The organism is Geodermatophilus sp. URMC 62, from assembly GCF_052931475.1.
Map to the genome: position 1 here is coordinate 1971088 of NZ_JBRFHY010000001.1, position 19577 is coordinate 1990664.

A 19577-nucleotide genomic window follows, 5' to 3' on the forward strand; every position below is an offset into this window, starting at 1 on the left:
GCAGGCTCGCCGACATGGCGATCACCGACGGCCGGCCCGACGGCTACACGACCCTGACTCCCTTCCTCGTCTGCTCCCCGGCGGCCGAGGCGATCCGCTTCTACGAGGAGGTGTTCGGCGCGACCACGGTCAGCCGCATGGACGGTCCCGGCGGCACCGTTCCGCACGCCGAGCTCGACCTCGGCCTCGGCCGCCTGCAGCTGGGGGACCCGGACCCGCGGTTCGGCCTGACCGCGCCTTCGCGCGAGGGCGACCTGGTCAGCAGCTCCACCTGCGTCTACGTCGCCGACGTCGACGCCGTCGTCGCGCGGGCGGTCGAGCGCGGCGCGACCGTGCGCGAGCAGCCGGCCACCTTCGTCACCGGCGACCGGTTCGCCTCGCTCTACGACCCGTTCGGCCACCGCTGGGCGGTCATGACCCGCGTCGAGGACGTCAGTCCCGAGGAGGCCGAGCGCCGCCTCGCTGAGTGGGCCTCGTCGGGGGGCCTCTGAACCGCTAGTCGAGCGCCCGGCGGCGGAAGCCGACCAGCCCGAGCCAGCCGAAGACGACGAGGAAGCCCGCCAGCGCCAGGGCGCACAGGCCCAGCGGCAGGTGCGGCACCTGCGGCGCCATCTCCGCCCGCAGCGCCTCGCTGACGTAGGTGAGCGGGTTGACCGCGCACACCACCTGGAACCAGCGCAGCTGCTCCAGGGCCGGCCAGGGGAACTGGGTGGAGCCGGTGAACAGCAGCGGCGTCAGGACGACGGCGAAGACGACGTTGATCCGGTTCGGCTTCACGAAGGTGCCCAGCACCATGCCCATGGCGGCGCCCACCAGGGAGCCGAGCACCAGGAACGCGGTCAGCAGCGGGACGTCGGACCAGGTCACCGGCAGCGAGCCGAGCACCCACCGGCCGATCGGGAACATGACCGCGGCCGCCACCAGCGCCCGCAGCGCCGCGAACACGATCTTCTCGACGGCGACCAGCGCGGTCGGCAGCGGCGCGAGCAGCCGGTCCTCGATCTCCTTGGTGAAGGAGAACTCGATGACCAGCGGGAGCGCGGTGTTCTGCAGGGCGGTGAGGAAGGCGGCCAGCGCGACCACGCCGGGCAGCAGGACGTCGGCGTAGCCGCTCGAGGTGAAGCCGAGCTCGGTGAGCACCTTGCCGAAGACGAACAGCAGGAACACCGGCTGGAGCACGACCTGCAGCAGGAAGGGCACGAACTCGCGGCCGGTGACGAACACGTCGCGCCACAGCAGCGCGGTGAACGCCCTCCCCACGGCGGGCCGCGCGACCCGTGACGGGGCGGCGGCCGGCGTGCGCGGTGTCTCGACGGCGGTCATCGCAGCTCCCGTCCGGTCAGGCTGAGGAAGACGTCCTCGAGGCTCGGCTCGCCGATCCGCACGCCGGTCAGCCGGGCGCCGCGGGCCACCAGCGCCTCCGACACCGGGCCGACCGTGCTCGCCGCGTCCGCGGACAGGTACAGCCGGGCGCGCAGGCCCGCCGCGTCGGTGACCGGCTCCACCCGCTCGGTCTGGGGCAGGACGTCCAGCGCGGCGAGCACGGCCTCGTCGGTGTCGTCGTCGGCGCGCTCGACGTCGACGTCGAGCGTCGCGCTGCCGGGCAGCGAGCGGGTCAGGGCGGCCGGGCTGTCCAGGGCCAGCAGGCGGCCGTGGTCCATGATCCCGACCCGGTCGGCCAGCTCGGCGGCCTCCTCCATGTCGTGCGTGGTGAGGACGACGGTCACGCCGTCGGCCCGCAGCTCGCGCACCCGCTCCCACACGAACAGCCGCGCCTGCGGGTCGAGGCCGGTGCTCGGCTCGTCGAGGAAGACCACCTGCGGCGTGTGCATCAGCGCCCGGGCGCTGAGCAGCCGCTGCGCCATGCCCCCGGAGTAGTCGTCGACCTTGTCGCCACCGCGGTCGCCCAGGCCCAGCCGCTCGAGCAGCTCGTCGGCCCGGCGGTTGCGCTCGGCCCGGCCGAGGCCGTGGTAGGCGGCGTGGAAGACCAGGTTCTGCCGGGCGGTCAGCGACCGGTCGAGGTTGGACCGCTGCGGCACCACCGACAGCCGGCTGCGCGCGGTGACCGGGTCGGCGGCCACGTCGACGCCGGCCACCCGGGCGGTCCCGCCGGTGGGCAGCACCCGGGTGGTGAGGACGCCGATCGTCGTCGTCTTGCCCGCGCCGTTGGGGCCGAGCAGGCCGAACACCTCGCCGCGCGCGACCGTGAACGAGACCCCGGCGACCGCGTCGACCGGCCGGCCCGGGTAGCGCTTGACGAGGTCGGCGACCTCCACGGCGGCGTCCATCCCCGGCGATGGTGCCACCCCGGGCGGGTCCCGCCGCGTGGCTACGCCGAGGGCGCAGCGGCCGCGGCCGCACGGGCGGCGTCCACGGTCGGCGGCGTGCCGTCCCCGGGCAGGGTGCGGTTGGAGAACGCGGTCAGGCGGGGCGCCCAGTGCCGCATCGCGCCGCGGTGCGGCTCGGCCCGGGCGAACGCCCGCACCGCGGCCTCGTCGTCCCACCACGACACGGTGGTGAAGGTCCGGGCGAGCGGCCGGGCGCGCAGCAGCAGGGAGCGGGCGCCGGGGGAGCCGGCCACCTGGCGGCGGATGGCCAGCGATGCACGGAAGAAGGCGGGGACGTCGACCAGCCGGCGCAGGTGCAGCTCGGTGACCAGGACGACGCCGGGGTCGTCGGCGGGGCGCCCGGCGGACCAGGGCAGGTCGGGGATCAGGGGCACGGGAGCCTCCTCGCATCGTTGCTTAACAGGTGTATAGCGACGATAGGCCGGGACTTAACGCATGTAAAGTGGTCTGGGTGGCCCGTGACCTCCGCGCCGACCTGCTGGCGGCCGCCACCGCGCTGGTCGAATCGACCGGCTCGGCCGACGCCGTCACCCTGCGCGGGGTGGCGCGGGCGGCCGGCGTCACGGCCCCGGCCGTCTACGGGCACTTCGCCGACCTGTCCGCGCTGCTCGACGCGGTGGTGGACCGGGGCTTCGCCGAGCTCGTGACGGCGGTCCGGTCGGCGACGGCGGACCTCGCCGACCCGGCCGACCGGCTGCGCGCCGGGTGCCGCGCCTACGTGCGGGCCGGCCTGGCCGCACCCGCGCGCTACCGCGCCATGTTCGGTCCGCGCCGGACCGCCTCCGGTGGCGGGGCCTTCGACGTCCTGGTCGGCGCCGTGCAGGCCTGCGTCGCGGCCGGCTGCTCGGCCAGCCGGGACGCGCGCGCCGACGCCGCCCTGGTGTGGACGGCGCTGCACGGGGTGGTCACCCTGCGGGCCGGCGGACCGGACCTGCCCTGGCCCGACCTCGACGCGCAGGTCGACGCGCTGGTGTCCCGCCTGGCGCTGCTGTCCCCGGCGGTCAGCGGCGCGAGCGCTTGACCTCGTACATCGCCGCGTCGCCGCGCCGCAGCAGGTCGTCGGCGGTGTCCCCGCGGCGGGAGAGGGCGACCCCGGTGCTCGAGCGCAGCGCCGGACCGCCGTCGGCGGGGGTGTCGAGGATCCGCCCGATCCGGGCGGCCAGCGCACGGGCCGCCGTCTCGGTGGCGGCGGCGGCCAGCCGGACGACGGCGGCGAGCTCGGCGTCCTCCCCGGCGTCGAGCACGTCGAGGTCCCGCAGCAGCTCCGCCTGCCGGGCGCGCAGCGCGGTGCGCTCGTCCGGGAGGGTCGAGACGGTCATGCCAGCAGCAACGGCCGCCACCGCCGGCGGCTGCAGCGCCGCTCCCCCGATCAGGTGAGGGCGCGCACCGTCTCGACCACGGCGAACAGGGCGAAGACGACGAACAGGACCGCCGCCACCCGGCGGATGAGCGCGACCGGCAGCCGGTCGGCCAGCGTCTTGCCGAGGAACACCGCCAGGCCCGACACGGTGAGCAGCGCCGCCCAGGCCCCCACGAACACCGACAGCGGCGCGTCGAAGCGGGCGGCCAGGCCGGCGGTGGCCAGCTGCGAGAGGTCCCCCCACTCGGCGGCGAACAGCACGCCGAAGGAGATGGCCGCGGCCCGCAGGAACGACGTCCGCTCCCGCGTGTCGGCGGCCTCCCCGCCGTCCTCGGGCCCCTCGGACGCGCTGCGCCAGAGCAGCACCGCGCCGACCAGGAACAGCACCGCCACCACGCCGGTGACCACGGCCTGCGGCAGCAGGCTGAGCAGGCTCCCGGCGGTGACCGCGATGGCCACCTGCAGGCCGAAGGCGGTGCCGACGCCGACGAAGACCGGCAGCGGTGCGAAGCGGGTGGCCAGCACGAGGCTGGCGAACAGCGTCTTGTCCGGCAGCTCCACCGGCAGGACGAGGGCGAACGCGGTCGCGACGACCGACAGGACCAGCACGGGGACTCACTTCTGCTCGGCACCGCCGGGCGGGGGCGCGCGCCTCCGACCGGCAGTGGGGACACTGCTGCGGTCGAAGGTCTCGCCCACCCGCGCCGCGGCGCGGGCCCGCTGACCGGGCGGCCACCACGGGTGGCGCGCCAGCATGTCGACCAGCGGACGGGGGGCTACTCCCCTTCTCGGCCGTCGAGCCTAGCCGACGGGCGGCGGCAAACCGCGTGCGTGCGGGTGTGGTCCCCGTTACCGTCCCGCCATGCCGTTCCGTTGACGCACGGTCCGCGACCCCCTCCCGGCGGCTGCCCGGCCGCTCGCCCGCCTCGCGGTCAGGTGGACCGCCCTGTCCGGGCTGGTCCCGGTGTACCCGCTCTACGCGCTGCTGTTCCTCGACTCCGGTCTCTCGCCGGCGCAGGTCTCCGGGCTGTTCGCGCTGTGGTCGGTCACCGCCCTGCTCGCCGAGGTGCCGACGGGGGTCCTCGCCGACCGCTGGTCCCGGCGGGGCGCGCTGGTCCTGGGCGGCGTCGCGGAGGCGGCCGGCTTCGCGGTCTGGACGGCGGCCCCCGGGCTGCCCGGCTTCGCCACCGGCTTCGTGCTCTGGGGCGTCGGCGGTGCCCTGGTCTCCGGCGCGGCCGAGGCGCTGGTCTACGACGGGCTGGCCGCCGTCGGCGCGGAGTCGTCCTACGCCCGCGTGCACGGCGCGACGACGGCGGCCGAGCTGCTCGTCCAGGTGCCCACGGCGCTCGCGGCCGGGGCGCTGGTGTCGCTGGGCGGCCACCCGCTGGTCGGGTGGGTCAGCGTCGCCGTGTGCCTGGCCGCGGCCGGGCTGGCCACCCGCTTCCCCGAGCCGCCCCGCACGGACGGGGACGACGGGGCGGTGCCGCCGGCCACCGCGGTGCGGGCGGCGCTGCGCGTCCCGGGACTGCGGCTCGTGGTGGCCGCCGTCGCGCTGCTCGGCGGGCTCGACGCCCTCGAGGAGTACTTCCCGGTCATGGCCCGCGACCGCGGGGTGAGCACGGCGGTCGTGCCGGTCGCCGTCCTCGGGGTGGCGCTCGCCGGGGCGGCCGGTGCCGCGCTGGCCGGCCGGGTCGGGCGGCTGCCGTCGCGGGCGCTGCCCGGTCTGCTGGCGCTGTCGGCGGCCCTGCTGGCGGTCGGTGCGCTGGGGTCCCGCCCGGTTGCGATGGCGGCCGTCGCCGTGGCGTACGGCCTCTACCTGGCGGTGCTGGTCGTGGGCGAGGCCCGGCTGCAGGAACAGGTGCCCGCGGCCGTCCGGGCCACCGTCACCTCCGTCGCCGGCCTGGGGGTGGAGGCCGCCTCGCTGCTGGTGTTCGCCGCGTGGTCGCTCGGCGGCGCGCTCGCGGTGGCGGTGCTGTTCGCCGCGACCGCCCCCGTCGTCGCGGTGGGTCTGTCGGCCTCCCGGCCGGTGTCCGGCCGGAGGTGAGCCGCCCTGCGGGGCGGCGGGAGGAGCGGGGCCCGGAGGGTCCCGCCCCGAGCGGGCGAGGGGTGGGAGAAGGGGGTCCTTCCAGGCTCCTGGCCGCGGTGCCGTCCGGTAGGACGGCGATGTCATCGCGCGGTGCGGCGGGCGATGCGGGCGGCGAACAGGCCGGCGGCGTGGCCGTTGTCGATGTTGCTCACCACGACGCCCGGCGAGGCGGAGGTGAGCATCGTCAGCAGCGCGCCGAACCCGCCGAAGGAGCCCGGGTGCCCGGTCGAGGTGGGGACGGCGACGATCGGGACGTCGGTCATCGCGCTCACGGTGGCCGCCAGCGAGGCGTCCAGGCCCGCGACCACCACGAGGCAGTCGGCGTCGTCGAGCAGCGTGCGGTCGGTGAGCAGCGGCCGCAGCCGGCTGCCGCCGACGTCGTCGACGCGCACCACCTCGGTGCCGGTCACCCGGGCGACGAAGGCGGCCTCGGCGGCCACCGAGGCGTCGGCGGTGCCGGCGCACAGGACGCCGACCCGGCCGCGCGGCTCCGGGATCGGGCCGACGGCGGCCGACATCGCCGCGGCGTCGACGGTGGTGTGCGCCTCGTGCTCGCCGGCCAGCGCGACGAGGGCGTCGGCGGTCGCGCGCACCACCAGCGCCGGCCGGTCGGGGTGCTCGGCGCGGGCCTCGCGGACCAGCGCCAGGATCTGCGCGGTGCTGCGGCCCACGCCCCAGATGACGTCGGGCTCGGCCGGCACGCGGCGGGCCGGGGGGACGGGTGCGCGCTCGGCGGCGGGCGGCAGCGGGGCCAGCGTCGGGTCGGCCGGGCCGCCGGTCGACAGCGGCGGGTCCAGCGGGCGCGTCGGCTCGGCGAGCAGCGCGGCGAAGCCGCCGACGGGGTCGAGGGCCGGCTGCGGCGGGGCGACGCCGACCGCGGACGCCGGTCGCGCCGGTGCGCCGGGCTGCTCCCCGGGCGGGGCGTCGGGCGCGCGGGTCTGGGTCACCGCGGACAGCCGGACGACGCGGTCGCGGCCGCTGCGCTTGGCGTCGTAGAGCACGCCGTCGGCCGCGGCGAACAGCGTGCGGCGGTCGTCGCCGCGGGTCGCCGAGGCGATGCCGACGCTGATGGTCACCGGGACGGAGACCCCCAGGGCGGCCCAGTCGTGGCCGGCGACGGCCCGGCGGATGCGCTCCAGCGCCCGCTCGGCCTGCTCGGCGGTGGTGTCGGGCAGCAGGACGACGAACTCGTCGCCGGCCCAGCGGCAGACCTCGTCGGTGTCGCGGCAGCCGGCCAGCAGCAGCTCGGCGACCGCCCGCAGCACCGCGTCGCCGCCGGGGTGCCCGACGGCGTCGTTGATCGACTTGAAGCGGTCGACGTCGACGACGGCCAGCGCCGGCGTCGTCCCCGCGCTGAGCAGGCCGTCGAGGCGGGCCTCGGCGTAGCGGCGGTTGGGCAGGTGGGTGAGCGGGTCCTCGTAGGCCTGGCGGCGCAGCTGGCCGGCGGCCCGCTCGTTCTCCAGCAGGCTCTTGCGCCGGCCGAACAGCTCCACCCAGCGGGTGCGCCGCTCGTCGACCCGGTCCAGCTCGTCGGCCAGGTAGGCCTGCAGGTAGGGCAGCGCGCGGCCGGCGTCGTCGAGTTCGGCGTGCAGCGTGCACAGCTCGCGCAGAGCGGCCCGGCGCAGCCGGGGCAGGCCGTGCTCGGTGCCCAGGGCCAGGGCCTTGGCCAGCTGCTCGTCGGCGCCGCGGCCGTCCCCCTGGCGGCGCAGCGCCCGGCCGAGGGCCAGCAGCGCGGAGGCCAGCAGGGCGCGGTCGCCGGTGGCGCTGGTGATGCGGACGGCGGCGCGCAGCGGCCCGGCGGCTGCGGCGTGCTCGCCGAGACCGACCAGCGCCCAGCCGTGCACGACCTGGGCGGCGACGATGCCGTCGGCGTCGGGGGGCAGCTGGGCCAGGGCCTGCTCGGCCAGCCGGCGCGCCTCGGCGAAGTGCGGGCCGGCCGGCTCGGGGTCGCCGTCGTCGAGCAGGGCCTCGCCCAGCTCGGCGCACAGCTCGCCCAGCGAGGTCGCCGCGCGGGCGGCGAGGACGGCGGGGTCGCCGTCCTCGGGCTCGAGCGCGTCCCGCTCGGCGGCCGCGGTGGCCGCCTCCAGGGCGCGGCGCTGGTAGTCCAGGGCGAGCGGCATCAGCTCGAGGTCGGCCAGGACGCCGGCGAGGCTGCCCAGGGTGTCGACCAGCAGGGCGCTCGGCGGCAGTGCGGGGTCGAGCAGGCTGGCGGCCTCGACCGCCTCGTCCATCGCCGCGTCGATCCGGCGGGACAGCAGCTCGATGCGGGCGTGGCGGGCCAGGCCGGCGGCGCGCTGCAGGTCGTCGTCGGAGGCGTCGAAGGCGGCCTTGGCCGAGCGGACCAGGGCGATCGCCAGGGCGGCGTTGGAGGCCGACGCCGAGCGGGGGTCGTCGTCGGGACCGTCCTCGGTGCCGTCGAGCAGGCCGGCCACGCCGGCGTGCAGGTCCAGCGACTCGGTGGCCTCGGGGGCGTCGAGCGGCTCGCCGACGAGGGTGAAACCGGCGACGCGCAGCCGGCGGACGAGCAGCTCGGCGCGCAGGGTGTCGGCCCAGGCGCGGACCAGGGGCGGCGTCTCCGGGTGCGCGTCCGCGGCGCGACGGTCGCCCTCGGAGGACCCGGCCTCGTACGGCGAGGAGCTGTCGACGACCGACAGCAGCCGCTCGGCGTCGTCGAGCTGCCAGTTGGCGAGGGCGGCGGTCACCCGTTGGTGCAGGGCTCCGGGTGGCACCAGCGCACTGTGCACGTCGGTGCCGGGGGAGTCGAGCACCGCCGGGCGGGCGCGCCGGGCGGTGGCCGTCCCGCCGTCCGTCGCGTCACTGGCGTCCCAGACGCCGGGTCCGGTCACGCCGGCGTCCCCTCGGACGGGACACCGGCCACCGGGGCCGCGGCGGCGGCACCGACGCCACCGTCGTCTGCCCCGCCGTCGACCAGGCCGGGCGCCCGGACCCGGTTGCGCCCCCCGCGCTTGGCGGAGAACAGGTGCAGGTCGGCGGTGTCGAACAGCGAGCGCCAGGCGAGCGGGTCGGCGGCGTCGTCGTCGACCGCGGGGGCGGTGGCCACCCCGATGCTCACCGTGATGGGCTCGGACAGGGGCAGGTCGCGCCAGTCGGCATCGGCCACGGCCGCGCGCAGCCGCTCCACGGCGGCCAGCGCCTGGCCCTGCGTGGCGGTCGGCAGCACCACGAGGAACTCGTCGCCGGCCCAGCGGTAGACCTCGTCGCCGGTGCGGCTGTGCTCGCGCAGCAGCGCGGCCACCCGGCGCAGCACCTCGTCGCCGTGGGAGTGCGAGGCGTCGTCGTTGACCTCCTTGAACCGGTCGACGTCGACGACGGCCAGCGACAGCGGCTCACCGCCCAGCCGCAGGGTGCTCAGCCGGCGCTCGGCGCTGCGCCGGTTGCCCAGGCCGGTGAGGGGGTCCTCCAGGGCGTGCTGGCGCAGGAGGGCGGCCTGCCGCTCGACCTCGCGCAGCCGGCTGCGGCGGACGAACATCTCCGCCCACAGGGCGCGGCTGCGCGCGTGTGCCCGGCCGCTGTCGGAGCGGTAGGCGTCCAGCCAGTGCAGTGCCTCGGCGGGCCGGCCCATGGCGGCGGTGGTCTGGCCCAGCTCGAGCAGGCACTGGCGGTAGCGGCGCCGGTCGGCGGTCGCGGCGAAGGCGCCGGCGGCGTCGACGAGCAGGTCGGCGGCCTCCTCGGCGTGCCCGCCGCCGCTGTGCTCCTGGGAGAGCCGGCCGAGCAGCCGGGCCAGCGCCAGGTCGGTGTAGCCGCGCAGCCAGGTGCTGCCGGCGCGGTGCACCCGCCGGTGCACCCGGCGCAGCGGGCCGACGGCGTCGTCGAGGTCGTCGTGGCAGGCCAGCGCCCAGGCCTGGACGACGTCGAGCAGGTCGAGGTCGTCGGGGTCGGGCTCGACGTCGAGGCGGCGGGCACCGGTGGCGCAGGTCAGCGCGTTCTCGGCCAGCTCGCGCGAGCGCGTGACCTCCCCGCGGCGGCGCAGGGTCTGCGCCAGCTCGGTCGACTGCTGGGCGCACAGGCGCAGCAGCCGCCAGCGGTCGGTCAGGTCGGGGAGGGCGTCGGCGATCCGCTGGCCCTGCTCGGCCTGGGCGAGGGCGAGCTCCTCCAGGTCCAGCGCGGTCAGGGTCAGGGAGAGCCACAGGTGCGCCTGGTGCAGCGCGCGCGAGCCCTCGCCGTCGGCCGGGGTGGGCGGGGTCAGCTGCTCGGTGAGCAGGCTCCCGTCGACGGCCAGCAGCATCGCCGCGTCGAGGTGGTCGGCGGCGGCCTCCACGTGGGCCAGGTAGGCCAGCACGAGCGCGGTCGCCTCCGACGGGCAGCAGGCGCCCAGGGCCCTCCGGGCGGCGACGACGGCCGCGGCCGCGGCGTCCCGATCGCCGTCGAGCAGCCCGCGGCGGGCGTCCAGGGCGTGCCGCCAGGCGGCCCACCGCGGCTCGCTCGCCGCGGCGAGGGCAGGCTCGACGGCGTCGAGCTCGGCACGGAAGGCGGTGAGGTCGTCCCGTCCGCTCGCGGCGAGGACGCGCCACAGCGCAGCGTCGAGGTCACCGTGGGTCACGGGAGTCGAGCCGGGGGTCACTCATCCCTCCCACTCGATGCGGATGGTCCGGTCGTGGCCGGCGGTCGGGCGGCTCTCCCCGACGAGGCCTGCGCCCCTGCCGGCCGCACTACCCTCGTAGGGTGCTCCAGACGCCTCCGACACGGTTCACCTACCTCGGTCCCGAGGGTACCTTCGCCGAGGCGGCGCTCAGCAGTGCCGTGGCACCGGGCGAGGGGGTGCGCCGGCCCGCGGCGAGCGTCCCCGCCGCCCTCGCCGCGGTCCGTGCCGGTGAGGCGGACGCGGCGCTGGTCCCGCTGGAGAACTCGGTGGAGGGTTCGGTCCCGACCACCATGGACGGTCTCGCCGACGGCGACCCGCTGGTCATCACCCGTGAGGTGTTCCTCACCGTCGCGTTCGTCCTCGCCGCCCGCGCCGGCACGCGGCTCGCCGACGTCCGCGGGGTGGTCAGCCACCCCCACGCCCTGGCGCAGACGGCCCGCACGCTGGCCGAGCTGCTGCCCGGCGTCCCGACGCTGCCGGCCTCCTCGACCGCCGGCGCGGCCCGGGCGGTGGCCGACGGCGAGCACGACGCGGCGGTCTGCGCGCCCATCGCCGCCGAGCGCTACGGCCTCGTCCCGCTGGCCGAGGACGTCGCCGACCACCCCGGCGCGGTGACCCGGTTCGTGCTGGTCAGCCGGCCGGGCTCGTTGCCGGCGTCCACCGGCAACGACAAGACCTCCCTGGTGGCCGTGGTCGGCGACCGCACCGGTGCGCTGCTCGACCTGCTCGGCGAGTTCGCCGCCCGCGGGATCAGCCTCACCCGCATCGAGTCGCGGCCCACCCGCGAGCGCCTCGGCGTCTACTCGTTCTCCCTCGACTGCGAGGGCCACGTCGCCGACGCCCGGGTGGGGGAGGCGCTGGCCGCGCTGCACCGGGTGTGCGACGACGTCCGCTTCCTCGGCTCCTACCCGCGTGACGACGGCCGCACCAACCGCCCGGTGCCCGACGTCGCCGCCGACACCGCGTTCGCCGACGCCGGGGCCTGGCTCGCCCGCCTGCGCGCCGGCCAGGTGTGAGGGGGCGGCTCCCCATCCCGTCGTCCCCGTGGTCATCGGCGGGTGGCTGCCGCCGGCGGCGGGTCCGACCGCCACCCGTCGATGGTCACGACCGAGGGGTCCGTCGGCCTCAGACGCGCTCGAGCTCCCGCTCGGGCTCGGGGTGCGGCCGGCGGGACAGGTGGCTCGGCCACCAGGTGCGGTCGCCGAGCAGCGCGACGGCGGCGGGCACCAGCAGCGACCGGACGACGAAGGTGTCGAGCAGCACGCCGAAGCCGACCAGGAACGACAGCTGCGTGAGGAACAGCAGCGGCAGCACCGACAGCGCGCCGAACGTCGCCGCGAGCACCATCCCGGCGCTGGTGATGACCCCGCCCGTGACGGCCAGCGCCCGCAGGACGCCGTCGCGCGTGCCGTGCCGGGTGGACTCCTCGCGGGCCCGGGTCATGAGGAAGATGTTGTAGTCGATCCCCAGGGCGACGAGGAACACGAACCCGATGAGCAGGATGCCGGGGTCGCTGCCGGGGAAGCCGAACACGTTCTCGAACAGCAGCGCGGCCACGCCCACCGTGGCGCCGACGCTGAGCACCACCGTGGCCACCAGCAGCAGCGGTGCCACCAGCGCGCGCAGCAGCAGCGCCAGGACGACGGTGATCACCACCAGCACGCTCGGCACGATCACCCGCAGGTCGCGCGCGGCGGTCTCCCGGGCGTCGAGGTTGCTCGCGGTGTCGCCGCCCACCAGGGCCTGCGGGTCGGCGTCGTCGAGCTGCGTGCGCAGGTCCTGGACGACGTCGATGGCCTCGGTGCTGTCGGCGGCCACGGCGAGCGTGACGTCGAGGCGGACCAGTCCGTCGGCCACGACCGGGTCGCCGCCGGGCGCCCCGCCGGTGAACGGGGCGACGGACGCGACGCCGTCGGTGGCCGCCGCGGCCTCGGCCACCGCCTGCCACGAGTCCTCCGGCGTGACGACGACGGTCGGGCTGCCCGAGCCGGCGTCGAAGTGCCGGGCCAGCGCCTCCTGCCCGTCGACGCCGTTGGACTCCCCGCGGATGGCGTCGCTGAAGGTGATGCCCGAGGCCTCGTAGGTCGGCGCGAACACCGCCGCGGCGAGCAGCGCCAGCGTGCTGACGGCCAGCACCCGGCGGGGACGCCGGCCGACGAGGGTGGCGACCCGCTGCCAGCCCCGGCCTCGCGGGGGCTCGCTGCCGTACCTCGGCCGGAACGGCCAGAACGCGGCGCGGCCGAGCAGGGTGAGCGCCGCGGGCAGGAAGGTCAGCGCGGCGACCACCGCGAGCGAGACGCTCACCGCCGAGATCGGCCCGAGGCCGCGGTTGGACGACAGGTCGGAGAACAGCAGGCACAGCACGCCGAGGACGACGGTGGCGCCCGAGGCCACGATCGGCTCCCACGACCGGCGCAGCGCCGTGCGCATGGCGGTGAACCGGGACTGCTCCCGGCGCAGCTCCTCGCGGAAGCGGGAGACCAGCAGCAGGCCGTAGTCGGTGGCCGCGCCGACGACGAGGATCGAGGCGATGCCCTGGCTCTGGCCGTTGACGGTGATCAGGCCGCCGTCGGCGAGCAGGTAGGCGACCGCGTTGCCGGCGGTGAGCGCCAGGCCCGCGGTCCCGATGACCAGGAAGGGCAGCAGCGGGCTGCGGTAGACGACCAGCAGGATCAGCAGGACGACGCCGAAGGCGGCCAGGAGGAGCAGCCCGTCGATGCCGGCGAACCCGTTGGCGAAGTCGGCGAAGATGCCGCCGGGGCCGGTGACGAACGACGAGGTCCCGTCGACGGCGATCGTCGACCGGAGGTCCTCGACCACGGGCACGATCTCGTCGCCGATCTCGGGCGTCAGCGGCAGCAGGGCCTGCACGGCCGCGCCGTCCTGCGACGGGATCGGCGGGGAGGGCTGACCGGCCAGGAACCCGGCGTCCTCGGCCACGGCGGTGGCCTCCTGCACGCGCTGCTGGATCTCCCCGAGCGTCGCCTGGTCGAGGGGGCCGTCGCCCTCCCACAGGAGGATCGCGGGGATGGCCTGCACCGGGGAGAAGTCCTGCTGCAGGTCGGCCACCCGGGTCGACTCCGCGCTGTCGGGGAGGAAGGCGGCGGTGTCGTTCTCCTGCAGCCCGGTCAGCTTGCCGCTGAGGACGCCGAGCGGCCCGGCGGCTCCGATCCACACCAGGACGACGAGCAGGGGGAGCAGCCAGCGGACCCGGCGGGCCATGATGGGACCTCTCGACGACCTGTCATCTCGACCATCGAGAGATTAGGGGGTGCCGGCGTGGCGCGCAACGACGCGGAGCGGGTCGAGGTGGGCCTGCTGCTGCGCCGGCTCAGCGTCGAGCTCGACGCGGTCGGGCAGCGCTTCGCCGACCTGCACGGTCTCGGGCGCACCGACGTCCGGGCGCTGGTGGCCATCATGGACTCCACCCGCCGCGGTCAGCCCCTCACCGCCGGTGGCCTCGGTGCGGCGGTGTCGCTGAGTTCGGCGTCGGTGACCGCGCTGGTCGACCGGCTCGAGCGCGCCGGCCACGTGCGCCGGGTGCGCGACCCCGCCGACCGCCGCCGCGTGGTGCTGAAGATGACCCCGACGGCGATGGCCGCCGGGACGGCGTTCTTCGGCGGGCTGCAGCGCGACCTGGTCGCGGCGATGGACGGGTACTCCGACACCGACCTCGCCGTCGTCCGCCGGTTCCTCACCGAGATGACCGAGGTGGTCGCCGCCCACGCCGCCGAGGCGTGAGAGGGCCGTGTCGGGCCGCTACAGGTAGAGGCCGGTGGACTCCTCGATCCGCTCGGCGGCGACGGCGTGCACGTCGCGCTCGCGCAGGATGACCAGCTCCTCGCCGTGCACCTCGACCTCGTGCTGGTCCTCGGGGGAGAAGAGCACCTGGTCGCCGACCTTCACCTGCCGCACGCTCGACCCGACGCCGCGCGCCTCGCCCCACACCAGCCGCTTGGCCACCTGCGCCGTCGCCGGGATGAGGATGCCGCCGGTGGAGCGGCGCTCGCCGTCCTCCCGGCGCAGGGCCACCAGGATCCGGTCGTGCAGCATCTTGATCGGCAGCCCGCTGCTCCTGGTGACGTCGGATGGCACAGCGGTCACCGTACGCGGAGAGGTGACTCCTTCCGGCTGGGTGGCCTCCCTGCACGGGCCCGCCGCGAGCCTGCGAGCGGCGGGGGGCAGGGAGGTCCTTCCTCAGCCCCAGCCGAGCTCGTGCAGGCGCTCCTCGCCGATGCCGAAGTGGTGGGCGATCTCGTGGACCACGGTCACCGTCACCTCCTCGACCACCTCCTCCGCGGTCGAGCAGACGTCGCAGATCGCCTCGCGGTAGACCATGATCCGGTCGGGCAGTGCCCCGCCGTACTGCCAGCCGCGCTCGGTCAGCGCGTACCCCTCGTAGAGGCCCAGCAGCTCCGGCTCGTCCTCGTTGCGGTCCTCCACCAGCACGACGACGTTGTCCAGCAGCGCCATGAGCTCGGCGGGGACGGCGTCGAGCGCGTCGGCGACCAGCGACTCGAAGACCTCCCGCGGCAGCGGTCTCACCAGCTGGTCGGCAGCGGCCGACCCTCCTCGTAGCCGGCCGCGCTCTGCACCCCCAGCACCGCGCGCTCGTGGAACTCGTCGACCGTGCGGGCGCCGGCGTAGGTGAACGACGAGCGCACCCCGGCCACGATCTGGTCGACGAGGTCCTCGACGCCGGGGCGCGCCGGGTCCAGGTACATCCGCGACGAGGAGATGCCCTCCTCGAACAGCCCCGCCCGGGCCCGCTCGAAGCCGCTCTGCGCCGCCGTCCGCGCCCTGACCGCGCGGGCGGAGGCCATGCCGAAGGACTCCTTGTAGAGCCGGCCGCTGCCGTCGTCGTGGATGTCGCCGGCCGACTCGTAGGTGCCGGCGAACCAGGAGCCGACCATCACGTTCGCCGCGCCCGCGGCCAGCGCCAGCGCGATGTCGCGCGGGTGGCGCACCCCGCCGTCGGCCCACACGTGCCGGCCCAGCCGGCGGGCCTCGGCGGCGCACTCCTCGACGGCGGAGAACTGCGGGCGCCCGACGCCGGTCATCATCCGCGTGGTGCACATGGCGCCCGGCCCGACGCCGACCTTGACGACGTCGGCCCCGGCCTCGACCAGGTCGCGGGTGCCCTCGGCGGTGACCACGTTGCCGGCCACCACCGGCACCGGCCCGGCCACCGACCGCACGGCGCGCACCGCCTCGACCGCCTTCTCCTGGTGGCCGTGCGCGGTGTCGACGACGAGCACGTCGACGCCGGCGGCCAGCAGCGCCGAGGCCTTGCCCGCGACGTCGCCGTTGATGCCGACGGCGGCCGCGGTGAGCAGCCGGCCCTCGGCGTTGACCGCGGGGGTGTAGAGCGTGGAGCGCAGCGCGCCCTTGCGGGTGATCACACCCAGGAGCCGGTCGCCCTCGACCACCGGCGCGGCGCTGACCCGCTCCTCGGACAGCACGTCGAAGACCTTGGGCAGGTCGGTGCCGGCGGGGATGGTCAGCGGGTGGGCGGCCATGACCTGGGAGAGCTGGCTGAAGCGGTCCACGCCCTGGCAGGCGCCGTCGGTGACCACGCCCAGCGGCGCGCCGCCCTCGTCGACCACCACGACGATCCCGTGCGCCCGCTTGGTCATCAGCGACAGCGCCTCGCCGACCGTCGACGTCGGCGCCAGCGTGATCGCGGTGTCGTACACCGGGTGGCGCGCGTGCACCCACGAGACGACCTCGCCGACGACGTCGACCGGGATGTCCTGCGGCAGCACCGCCAGCCCGCCGCGGCGGGCGACCGTCTCGGCCATCCGCCGGCCGCTGATCGCGGTCATGTTGGCGACCACGACCGGGATGGTCGTGCCCACCCGGTCCGGCGTGGTCAGGTCGACCTCGAGCCGGGAGCCCACGGTGCTGTGGTCGGGCACCATGAAGACGTCGGCGTAGGTCAGGTCGGTCGCCGGGCGCTGACCGTTGAGGAACCGCATGCCCCCAGTGTCCCGCATGCGGCGTCGGGCGAGATCGCGCGATCTCGTCGGGAGGGGTGAGCGTCTCCGGTGGGGACCGGGCGCCCCTCCGGCACCTCTCTACGATCGGGGGGTGATCGACCTGCGCCTGGTGCGCGAGCACCCCGACGTCGTCCGTGCCAGCCAGCGTGCCCGCGGCGCCGACGAGTCGCGGGTCGACGCGCTGCTGGCCGCCGACGCCGCGCGCCGCGAGGCCGTCAAGCGGGCCGACGACCTGCGCGCGGAGCAGAAGGCCGCCTCGCAGGCGGTGAAGAAGGCCGCGCCCGAGGAGCGCCCCGCCGTGCTCGAGCGGGCCCGCGCGCTGGCCGCGCAGGTCAAGGAGGCCGAGGAGGCGCAGCGGGCGGCCGACGCCGCGCTGCGCGAGGTGCACCTGTCGATCCCGAACGTCGTGCACGACGGCGTGCCGCCCGGCGGCGAGGACGACGCGGTGACGCTGCGGACCGTGGGCGAGGTGCCCTCCTTCGACTTCGAGGTGCGCGACCACCTGCAGATCGGCGAGGCGCTCGGCGCGATCGACACCGAGCGGGGCGCGAAGGTCTCCGGCGCCCGCTTCTACTTCCTCACCGGCCCCGGCGCGCTGCTGGAGTTCGCCCTCGCCCAGCTGGCGATCAGCCGCGCGGTGGCCGCCGGGTTCACCCCCGTCGTCGCCCCCGCCCTGGTCAAGCCCGAGGCCATGGAGGGCACCGGCTTCCTCGGCGAGCACGACGAGGAGGTCTACAAGGTCGAGCGCGACGACCTCTACCTCGTCGGTACCTCCGAGGTCGCCCTCGCCGGGATGCGGATGAACGAGGTGCTCGACCTCTCGGCCGGCCCGTTGCGCTACGCCGGCTGGTCCTCCTGCTTCCGCCGGGAGGCCGGCAGCTACGGCAAGGACACCCGCGGGATCATCCGCGTGCACTGGTTCGACAAGGTCGAGATGTTCAGCTTCTGCGCTCCTGCGGAGGCCGCCGCCGAGCACCTGCGGCTGCTGGCCTGGGAGGAGGAGTTCCTCCAGGCCCTCGAGCTGCCCTACCGGGTGGTCGACATCGCCGCCGGCGACCTGGGCACCAGCGCCGCGCGCAAGTACGACATCGAGGCGTGGTTCCCGTCGCAGGGCACCTACCGCGAGCTGACGTCGACGTCGGACTGCACCACCTTCCAGGCCCGCCGGCTGGCCATCCGCCACCGCGACGAGGACGGCCGGCCGCAGACGGCGGCCACCCTCAACGGCACCCTGTGCGCGATCGCCCGCACCATCGCCTGCCTGCTCGAGGTGCACCAGCGCGCCGACGGGTCGGTGCACGTGCCGGTGGCCCTGCGCCCCTGGCTGGGTGGGGTCGAGGCGCTCACGCCGGGCATGACCCTGGCCGCGCCGGTGCCCGCGTGACCGGGGCCGCGCCCCGGCCGGTCATCTCCGGGCACGTCCCCTCACCCGAGTCCGACCGGGTGGTCGAGCAGGGCGACCTCGGGAGCTGGCGACCGAAGGTCGTGGCCACCGACCTCGACGGCACCCTGCTCACCTCCCAGGGCGTCGTCAGCCCGCGCACGCGGGCGGCCCTGGAGACGTGCTGGGCCGCCGGCATCCCGGTCGTCGGCGTCACCGGGCGCGGGCCGCGGCTGCTCGACAGCGTCCGGACCGCCCTCGACGGGCGCGGCATCGCGGTGCTGGCGCAGGGCGGCTACGTCGTCGACCTCGAGCGCGACGAGGTGCTCCGCACGGTCGGGCTGCCCCGCTCGCAGGCCACGGCGGTCATCGAGCGCATCGAGGCCGTGGCCGGCGAGCTGGTCGTCGCGGTCGAGGACGCCGCCGAGCAGGCCGAGTCACGCGAGGGGGCGCACGCGCCGCTGCGGGTGCAGCACGGGTTCGACTGGCCCTATCCCGAGCCCGCCTCCCTGCTGCCGCGCCACCAGGTCCTGCCGCAGGGCGCCGTGCTCAAGGTGTTCCTGCGCTCGCCCTCGGTCGGCCAGGACGAGCTGCTGGCCCGTGCCCTGCGGGTGGTCGACCCGGCCGAGGCCGAGGTGACCCACGCCGGGCTCGGCTTCATCGAGGTCCTGCCGCCCGGCGTCACCAAGGCCACCGGCCTGGCCGTCGCGCTCGAGCGGTACGGCGTCGGGTTCGGCGACGTGCTCGTCTTCGGCGACATGCCCAACGACCTGCCCATGATGGTCGCGGCCACCCGGGCCGGCGGCCGCGCGGTCGCCGTCGCCAACGCCCACCCGGCCGTGCGGGCGGCCGCCGCCGGCGAGACCGGAGGGCACGACGCCGACGGCGTGGCCCGCTACCTCGAGGCGGTGCTGGCCGGTGTCTGACTGGCGTCCGCGGCTGATCGCCAGCGACATGGACGGCACGCTGCTGCGCTCCGACGACACCGTCAGCGACGCGACGGTGGCCGAGCTGGAACGGTGGCGGGCCGCCGGCGTGCCCGTCGTCCTGGCCACCGGCCGGCCGCCCCGGTGGATGAGCAAGATCAGGCGGGTGCTCGGCTCGGGCACCGCGGTCTGCTGCAACGGCGCGGTGCTGCTCGACCTCGAGCGCTTCGAGGTGCTCGAGGAGGACGCGCTGCCGCCCGAGCTCCTGCGGACCGTCACCGCGGCCCTGCGCGCCGAGCAGCCCGACACCGGGTTCGCCGTCGAGTACGGCCTGGAGTTCCGGCACGAGCCGGTGTACCAGCCGCGGTGGGACGTCGGCGGGCCCGGCGTGGCCGCCGCCACCCTCGAGGAGATCGTCGCCGCGCCCGCGGCCAAGCTGCTGGCCCGCCACGAGACCATGGACCGCGACCCCTTCGTCGCGCTGGTGCAGCGCGTGGTGGGCGACCGCGCCACGGTGACGACGTCGTCGGAGAACGCGCTGGCCGAGATCTCCGCGCCGGGCGTCACCAAGGCCACGGGCCTGGCGCGGGTCGCGGCGCGGCACGGGCTGGGCCCGGAGGACGTCGTCGTGTTCGGGGACATGCCCAACGACGTCGCGGCCTTCGACTGGGTCCGCGAGGGCGGCGGCCGGGCCGTGGCGATGGCACAGGCGCACCCGGAGGTGCTGGCCGCGGCCACCGACGTCACCGGCACCAACGACGACGACGGCGTCGCCGCGTTCCTCGCCACCCTCTGACGTCTCTGACCGGAGCGACGATCAGGTGACCTGATCGTGGCGCGTCCTCCCTCACCGCCCACCGTGAGGGAGGACGCG

The 19577-nt window shown here is 76.3% G+C and carries 19 protein-coding genes; 8 read left to right on the top strand and 11 right to left on the bottom strand.

Annotation, left to right across the window (positions count from 1 at the left end):
- Positions 1 to 14 precede the first annotated feature (14 nt).
- Positions 15 to 491: a VOC family protein gene (locus ACU616_RS09480; RefSeq protein ID WP_446758220.1), complete on the top strand. Its 477-nt coding sequence runs from the start codon at positions 15 to 17 to the stop codon at positions 489 to 491.
- Positions 492 to 495: 4 nt separating this feature from the next.
- Here ACU616_RS09480 and ACU616_RS09485 read toward each other — a convergent pair whose 3' ends face one another.
- Genes ACU616_RS09485 through ACU616_RS09495 form a run of 3 tightly spaced genes read right to left on the bottom strand, consistent with a single transcriptional unit; the run spans position 496 to position 2722 of the window.
- Positions 496 to 1323: an ABC transporter permease gene (locus tag ACU616_RS09485; RefSeq protein ID WP_446758221.1), complete on the bottom strand. Its 828-nt coding sequence runs from the start codon at positions 1321 to 1323 to the stop codon at positions 496 to 498.
- Entirely contained in the window at positions 1320 to 2288 is a 969-nt protein-coding gene (locus ACU616_RS09490) for an ABC transporter ATP-binding protein (protein WP_446758222.1), read from the bottom strand. The genes ACU616_RS09485 and ACU616_RS09490 overlap by 4 nt, the downstream gene beginning before the upstream one ends.
- Before the next feature lie 41 nt (positions 2289 to 2329).
- On the bottom strand, positions 2330 to 2722 hold the full coding sequence (locus tag ACU616_RS09495) for an antibiotic biosynthesis monooxygenase family protein (RefSeq protein ID WP_446758223.1): 393 nt from the start codon (positions 2720 to 2722) through the stop codon (positions 2330 to 2332).
- A gap of 77 nt (positions 2723 to 2799) precedes the next feature.
- Between ACU616_RS09495 and ACU616_RS09500 the strand changes: the two genes are divergently transcribed.
- Positions 2800 to 3369 (top strand): TetR/AcrR family transcriptional regulator, encoded by a 570-nt coding sequence (locus ACU616_RS09500; RefSeq protein WP_446758224.1) that lies wholly within the window; start codon positions 2800 to 2802, stop codon positions 3367 to 3369.
- Here the strand turns inward: ACU616_RS09500 and ACU616_RS09505 are convergent.
- Together ACU616_RS09505 and ACU616_RS09510 are read right to left on the bottom strand one after the other, a co-directional pair.
- Entirely contained in the window at positions 3350 to 3667 is a 318-nt protein-coding gene (locus tag ACU616_RS09505; protein WP_446758225.1) for a hypothetical protein, read from the bottom strand. The genes ACU616_RS09500 and ACU616_RS09505 overlap by 20 nt on opposite strands.
- Positions 3668 to 3717: 50 nt before the next feature.
- On the bottom strand, positions 3718 to 4317 hold the full coding sequence (locus tag ACU616_RS09510) for a TMEM165/GDT1 family protein (protein WP_446758226.1): 600 nt from the start codon (positions 4315 to 4317) through the stop codon (positions 3718 to 3720).
- A 337-nt stretch (positions 4318 to 4654) separates the two neighbouring features.
- On the opposite strand from ACU616_RS09510, the gene ACU616_RS09515 reads away from it, so the two are divergent.
- Positions 4655 to 5752, top strand: coding sequence for an MFS transporter (locus ACU616_RS09515; RefSeq protein WP_446761464.1), 1098 nt, complete (start codon positions 4655 to 4657; stop codon positions 5750 to 5752).
- A 122-nt stretch (positions 5753 to 5874) separates the two neighbouring features.
- Here ACU616_RS09515 and ACU616_RS09520 read toward each other — a convergent pair whose 3' ends face one another.
- Positions 5875 to 8640: a diguanylate cyclase domain-containing protein gene (locus tag ACU616_RS09520; protein WP_446758227.1), complete on the bottom strand. Its 2766-nt coding sequence runs from the start codon at positions 8638 to 8640 to the stop codon at positions 5875 to 5877.
- Positions 8637 to 10355 (bottom strand): diguanylate cyclase, encoded by a 1719-nt coding sequence (locus ACU616_RS09525; RefSeq protein ID WP_446758228.1) that lies wholly within the window; start codon positions 10353 to 10355, stop codon positions 8637 to 8639. Before ACU616_RS09525 ends, ACU616_RS09520 begins: the two co-directional genes overlap by 4 nt.
- Before the next feature lie 122 nt (positions 10356 to 10477).
- Between ACU616_RS09525 and pheA the strand changes: the two genes are divergently transcribed.
- On the top strand, positions 10478 to 11413 hold the full coding sequence (pheA, locus tag ACU616_RS09530; protein WP_446758229.1) for a prephenate dehydratase: 936 nt from the start codon (positions 10478 to 10480) through the stop codon (positions 11411 to 11413).
- 109 nt (positions 11414 to 11522) lie between these two features.
- On the opposite strand, the gene ACU616_RS09535 is transcribed toward pheA, so the two are convergent.
- Positions 11523 to 13619, bottom strand: coding sequence for an MMPL family transporter (locus ACU616_RS09535; RefSeq protein WP_446758230.1), 2097 nt, complete (start codon positions 13617 to 13619; stop codon positions 11523 to 11525).
- 57 nt (positions 13620 to 13676) lie between these two features.
- Here ACU616_RS09535 and ACU616_RS09540 point away from each other — a divergent pair, with 57 nt between their 5' ends.
- Positions 13677 to 14138, top strand: a complete 462-nt coding sequence (locus ACU616_RS09540) for a MarR family winged helix-turn-helix transcriptional regulator (RefSeq protein WP_446758231.1) — start codon at positions 13677 to 13679, stop codon at positions 14136 to 14138.
- A gap of 18 nt (positions 14139 to 14156) precedes the next feature.
- Here the strand turns inward: ACU616_RS09540 and ACU616_RS09545 are convergent, their stop codons facing one another.
- The 3 genes from ACU616_RS09545 to ACU616_RS09555 all read right to left on the bottom strand — a co-directional run bounded on the left by ACU616_RS09545 (position 14157) and on the right by ACU616_RS09555 (position 16375).
- On the bottom strand, positions 14157 to 14492 hold the full coding sequence (locus ACU616_RS09545; protein ID WP_446758232.1) for a GroES family chaperonin: 336 nt from the start codon (positions 14490 to 14492) through the stop codon (positions 14157 to 14159).
- A gap of 102 nt (positions 14493 to 14594) precedes the next feature.
- A complete protein-coding gene (locus tag ACU616_RS09550) occupies positions 14595 to 14942 on the bottom strand; it encodes a metallopeptidase family protein (protein WP_446758233.1) in 348 nt (115 codons plus the stop codon).
- Complete coding sequence (locus ACU616_RS09555) at positions 14939 to 16375, bottom strand: GuaB1 family IMP dehydrogenase-related protein (RefSeq protein ID WP_446758234.1); 1437 nt, start codon at positions 16373 to 16375, stop codon at positions 14939 to 14941. Before ACU616_RS09555 ends, ACU616_RS09550 begins: the two co-directional genes overlap by 4 nt.
- A gap of 112 nt (positions 16376 to 16487) precedes the next feature.
- On the opposite strand from ACU616_RS09555, the gene serS reads away from it, so the two are divergent.
- The 3 genes from serS to ACU616_RS09570 are packed head-to-tail and all read left to right on the top strand — an operon-like array spanning position 16488 to position 19499.
- Positions 16488 to 17780 carry a serine--tRNA ligase gene (gene serS / locus ACU616_RS09560; protein WP_446758235.1) on the top strand — a complete coding sequence of 431 codons (1293 nt, stop codon included), beginning with the start codon at positions 16488 to 16490 and terminating at the stop codon, positions 17778 to 17780.
- Positions 17777 to 18703 carry an HAD family hydrolase gene (locus ACU616_RS09565; protein WP_446758236.1) on the top strand — a complete coding sequence of 309 codons (927 nt, stop codon included), beginning with the start codon at positions 17777 to 17779 and terminating at the stop codon, positions 18701 to 18703. Before serS ends, ACU616_RS09565 begins: the two co-directional genes overlap by 4 nt.
- Positions 18696 to 19499 (top strand): HAD family hydrolase, encoded by an 804-nt coding sequence (locus ACU616_RS09570; protein ID WP_446758237.1) that lies wholly within the window; start codon positions 18696 to 18698, stop codon positions 19497 to 19499. The genes ACU616_RS09565 and ACU616_RS09570 overlap by 8 nt, the downstream gene beginning before the upstream one ends.
- Positions 19500 to 19577: the final 78 nt, after the last annotated feature.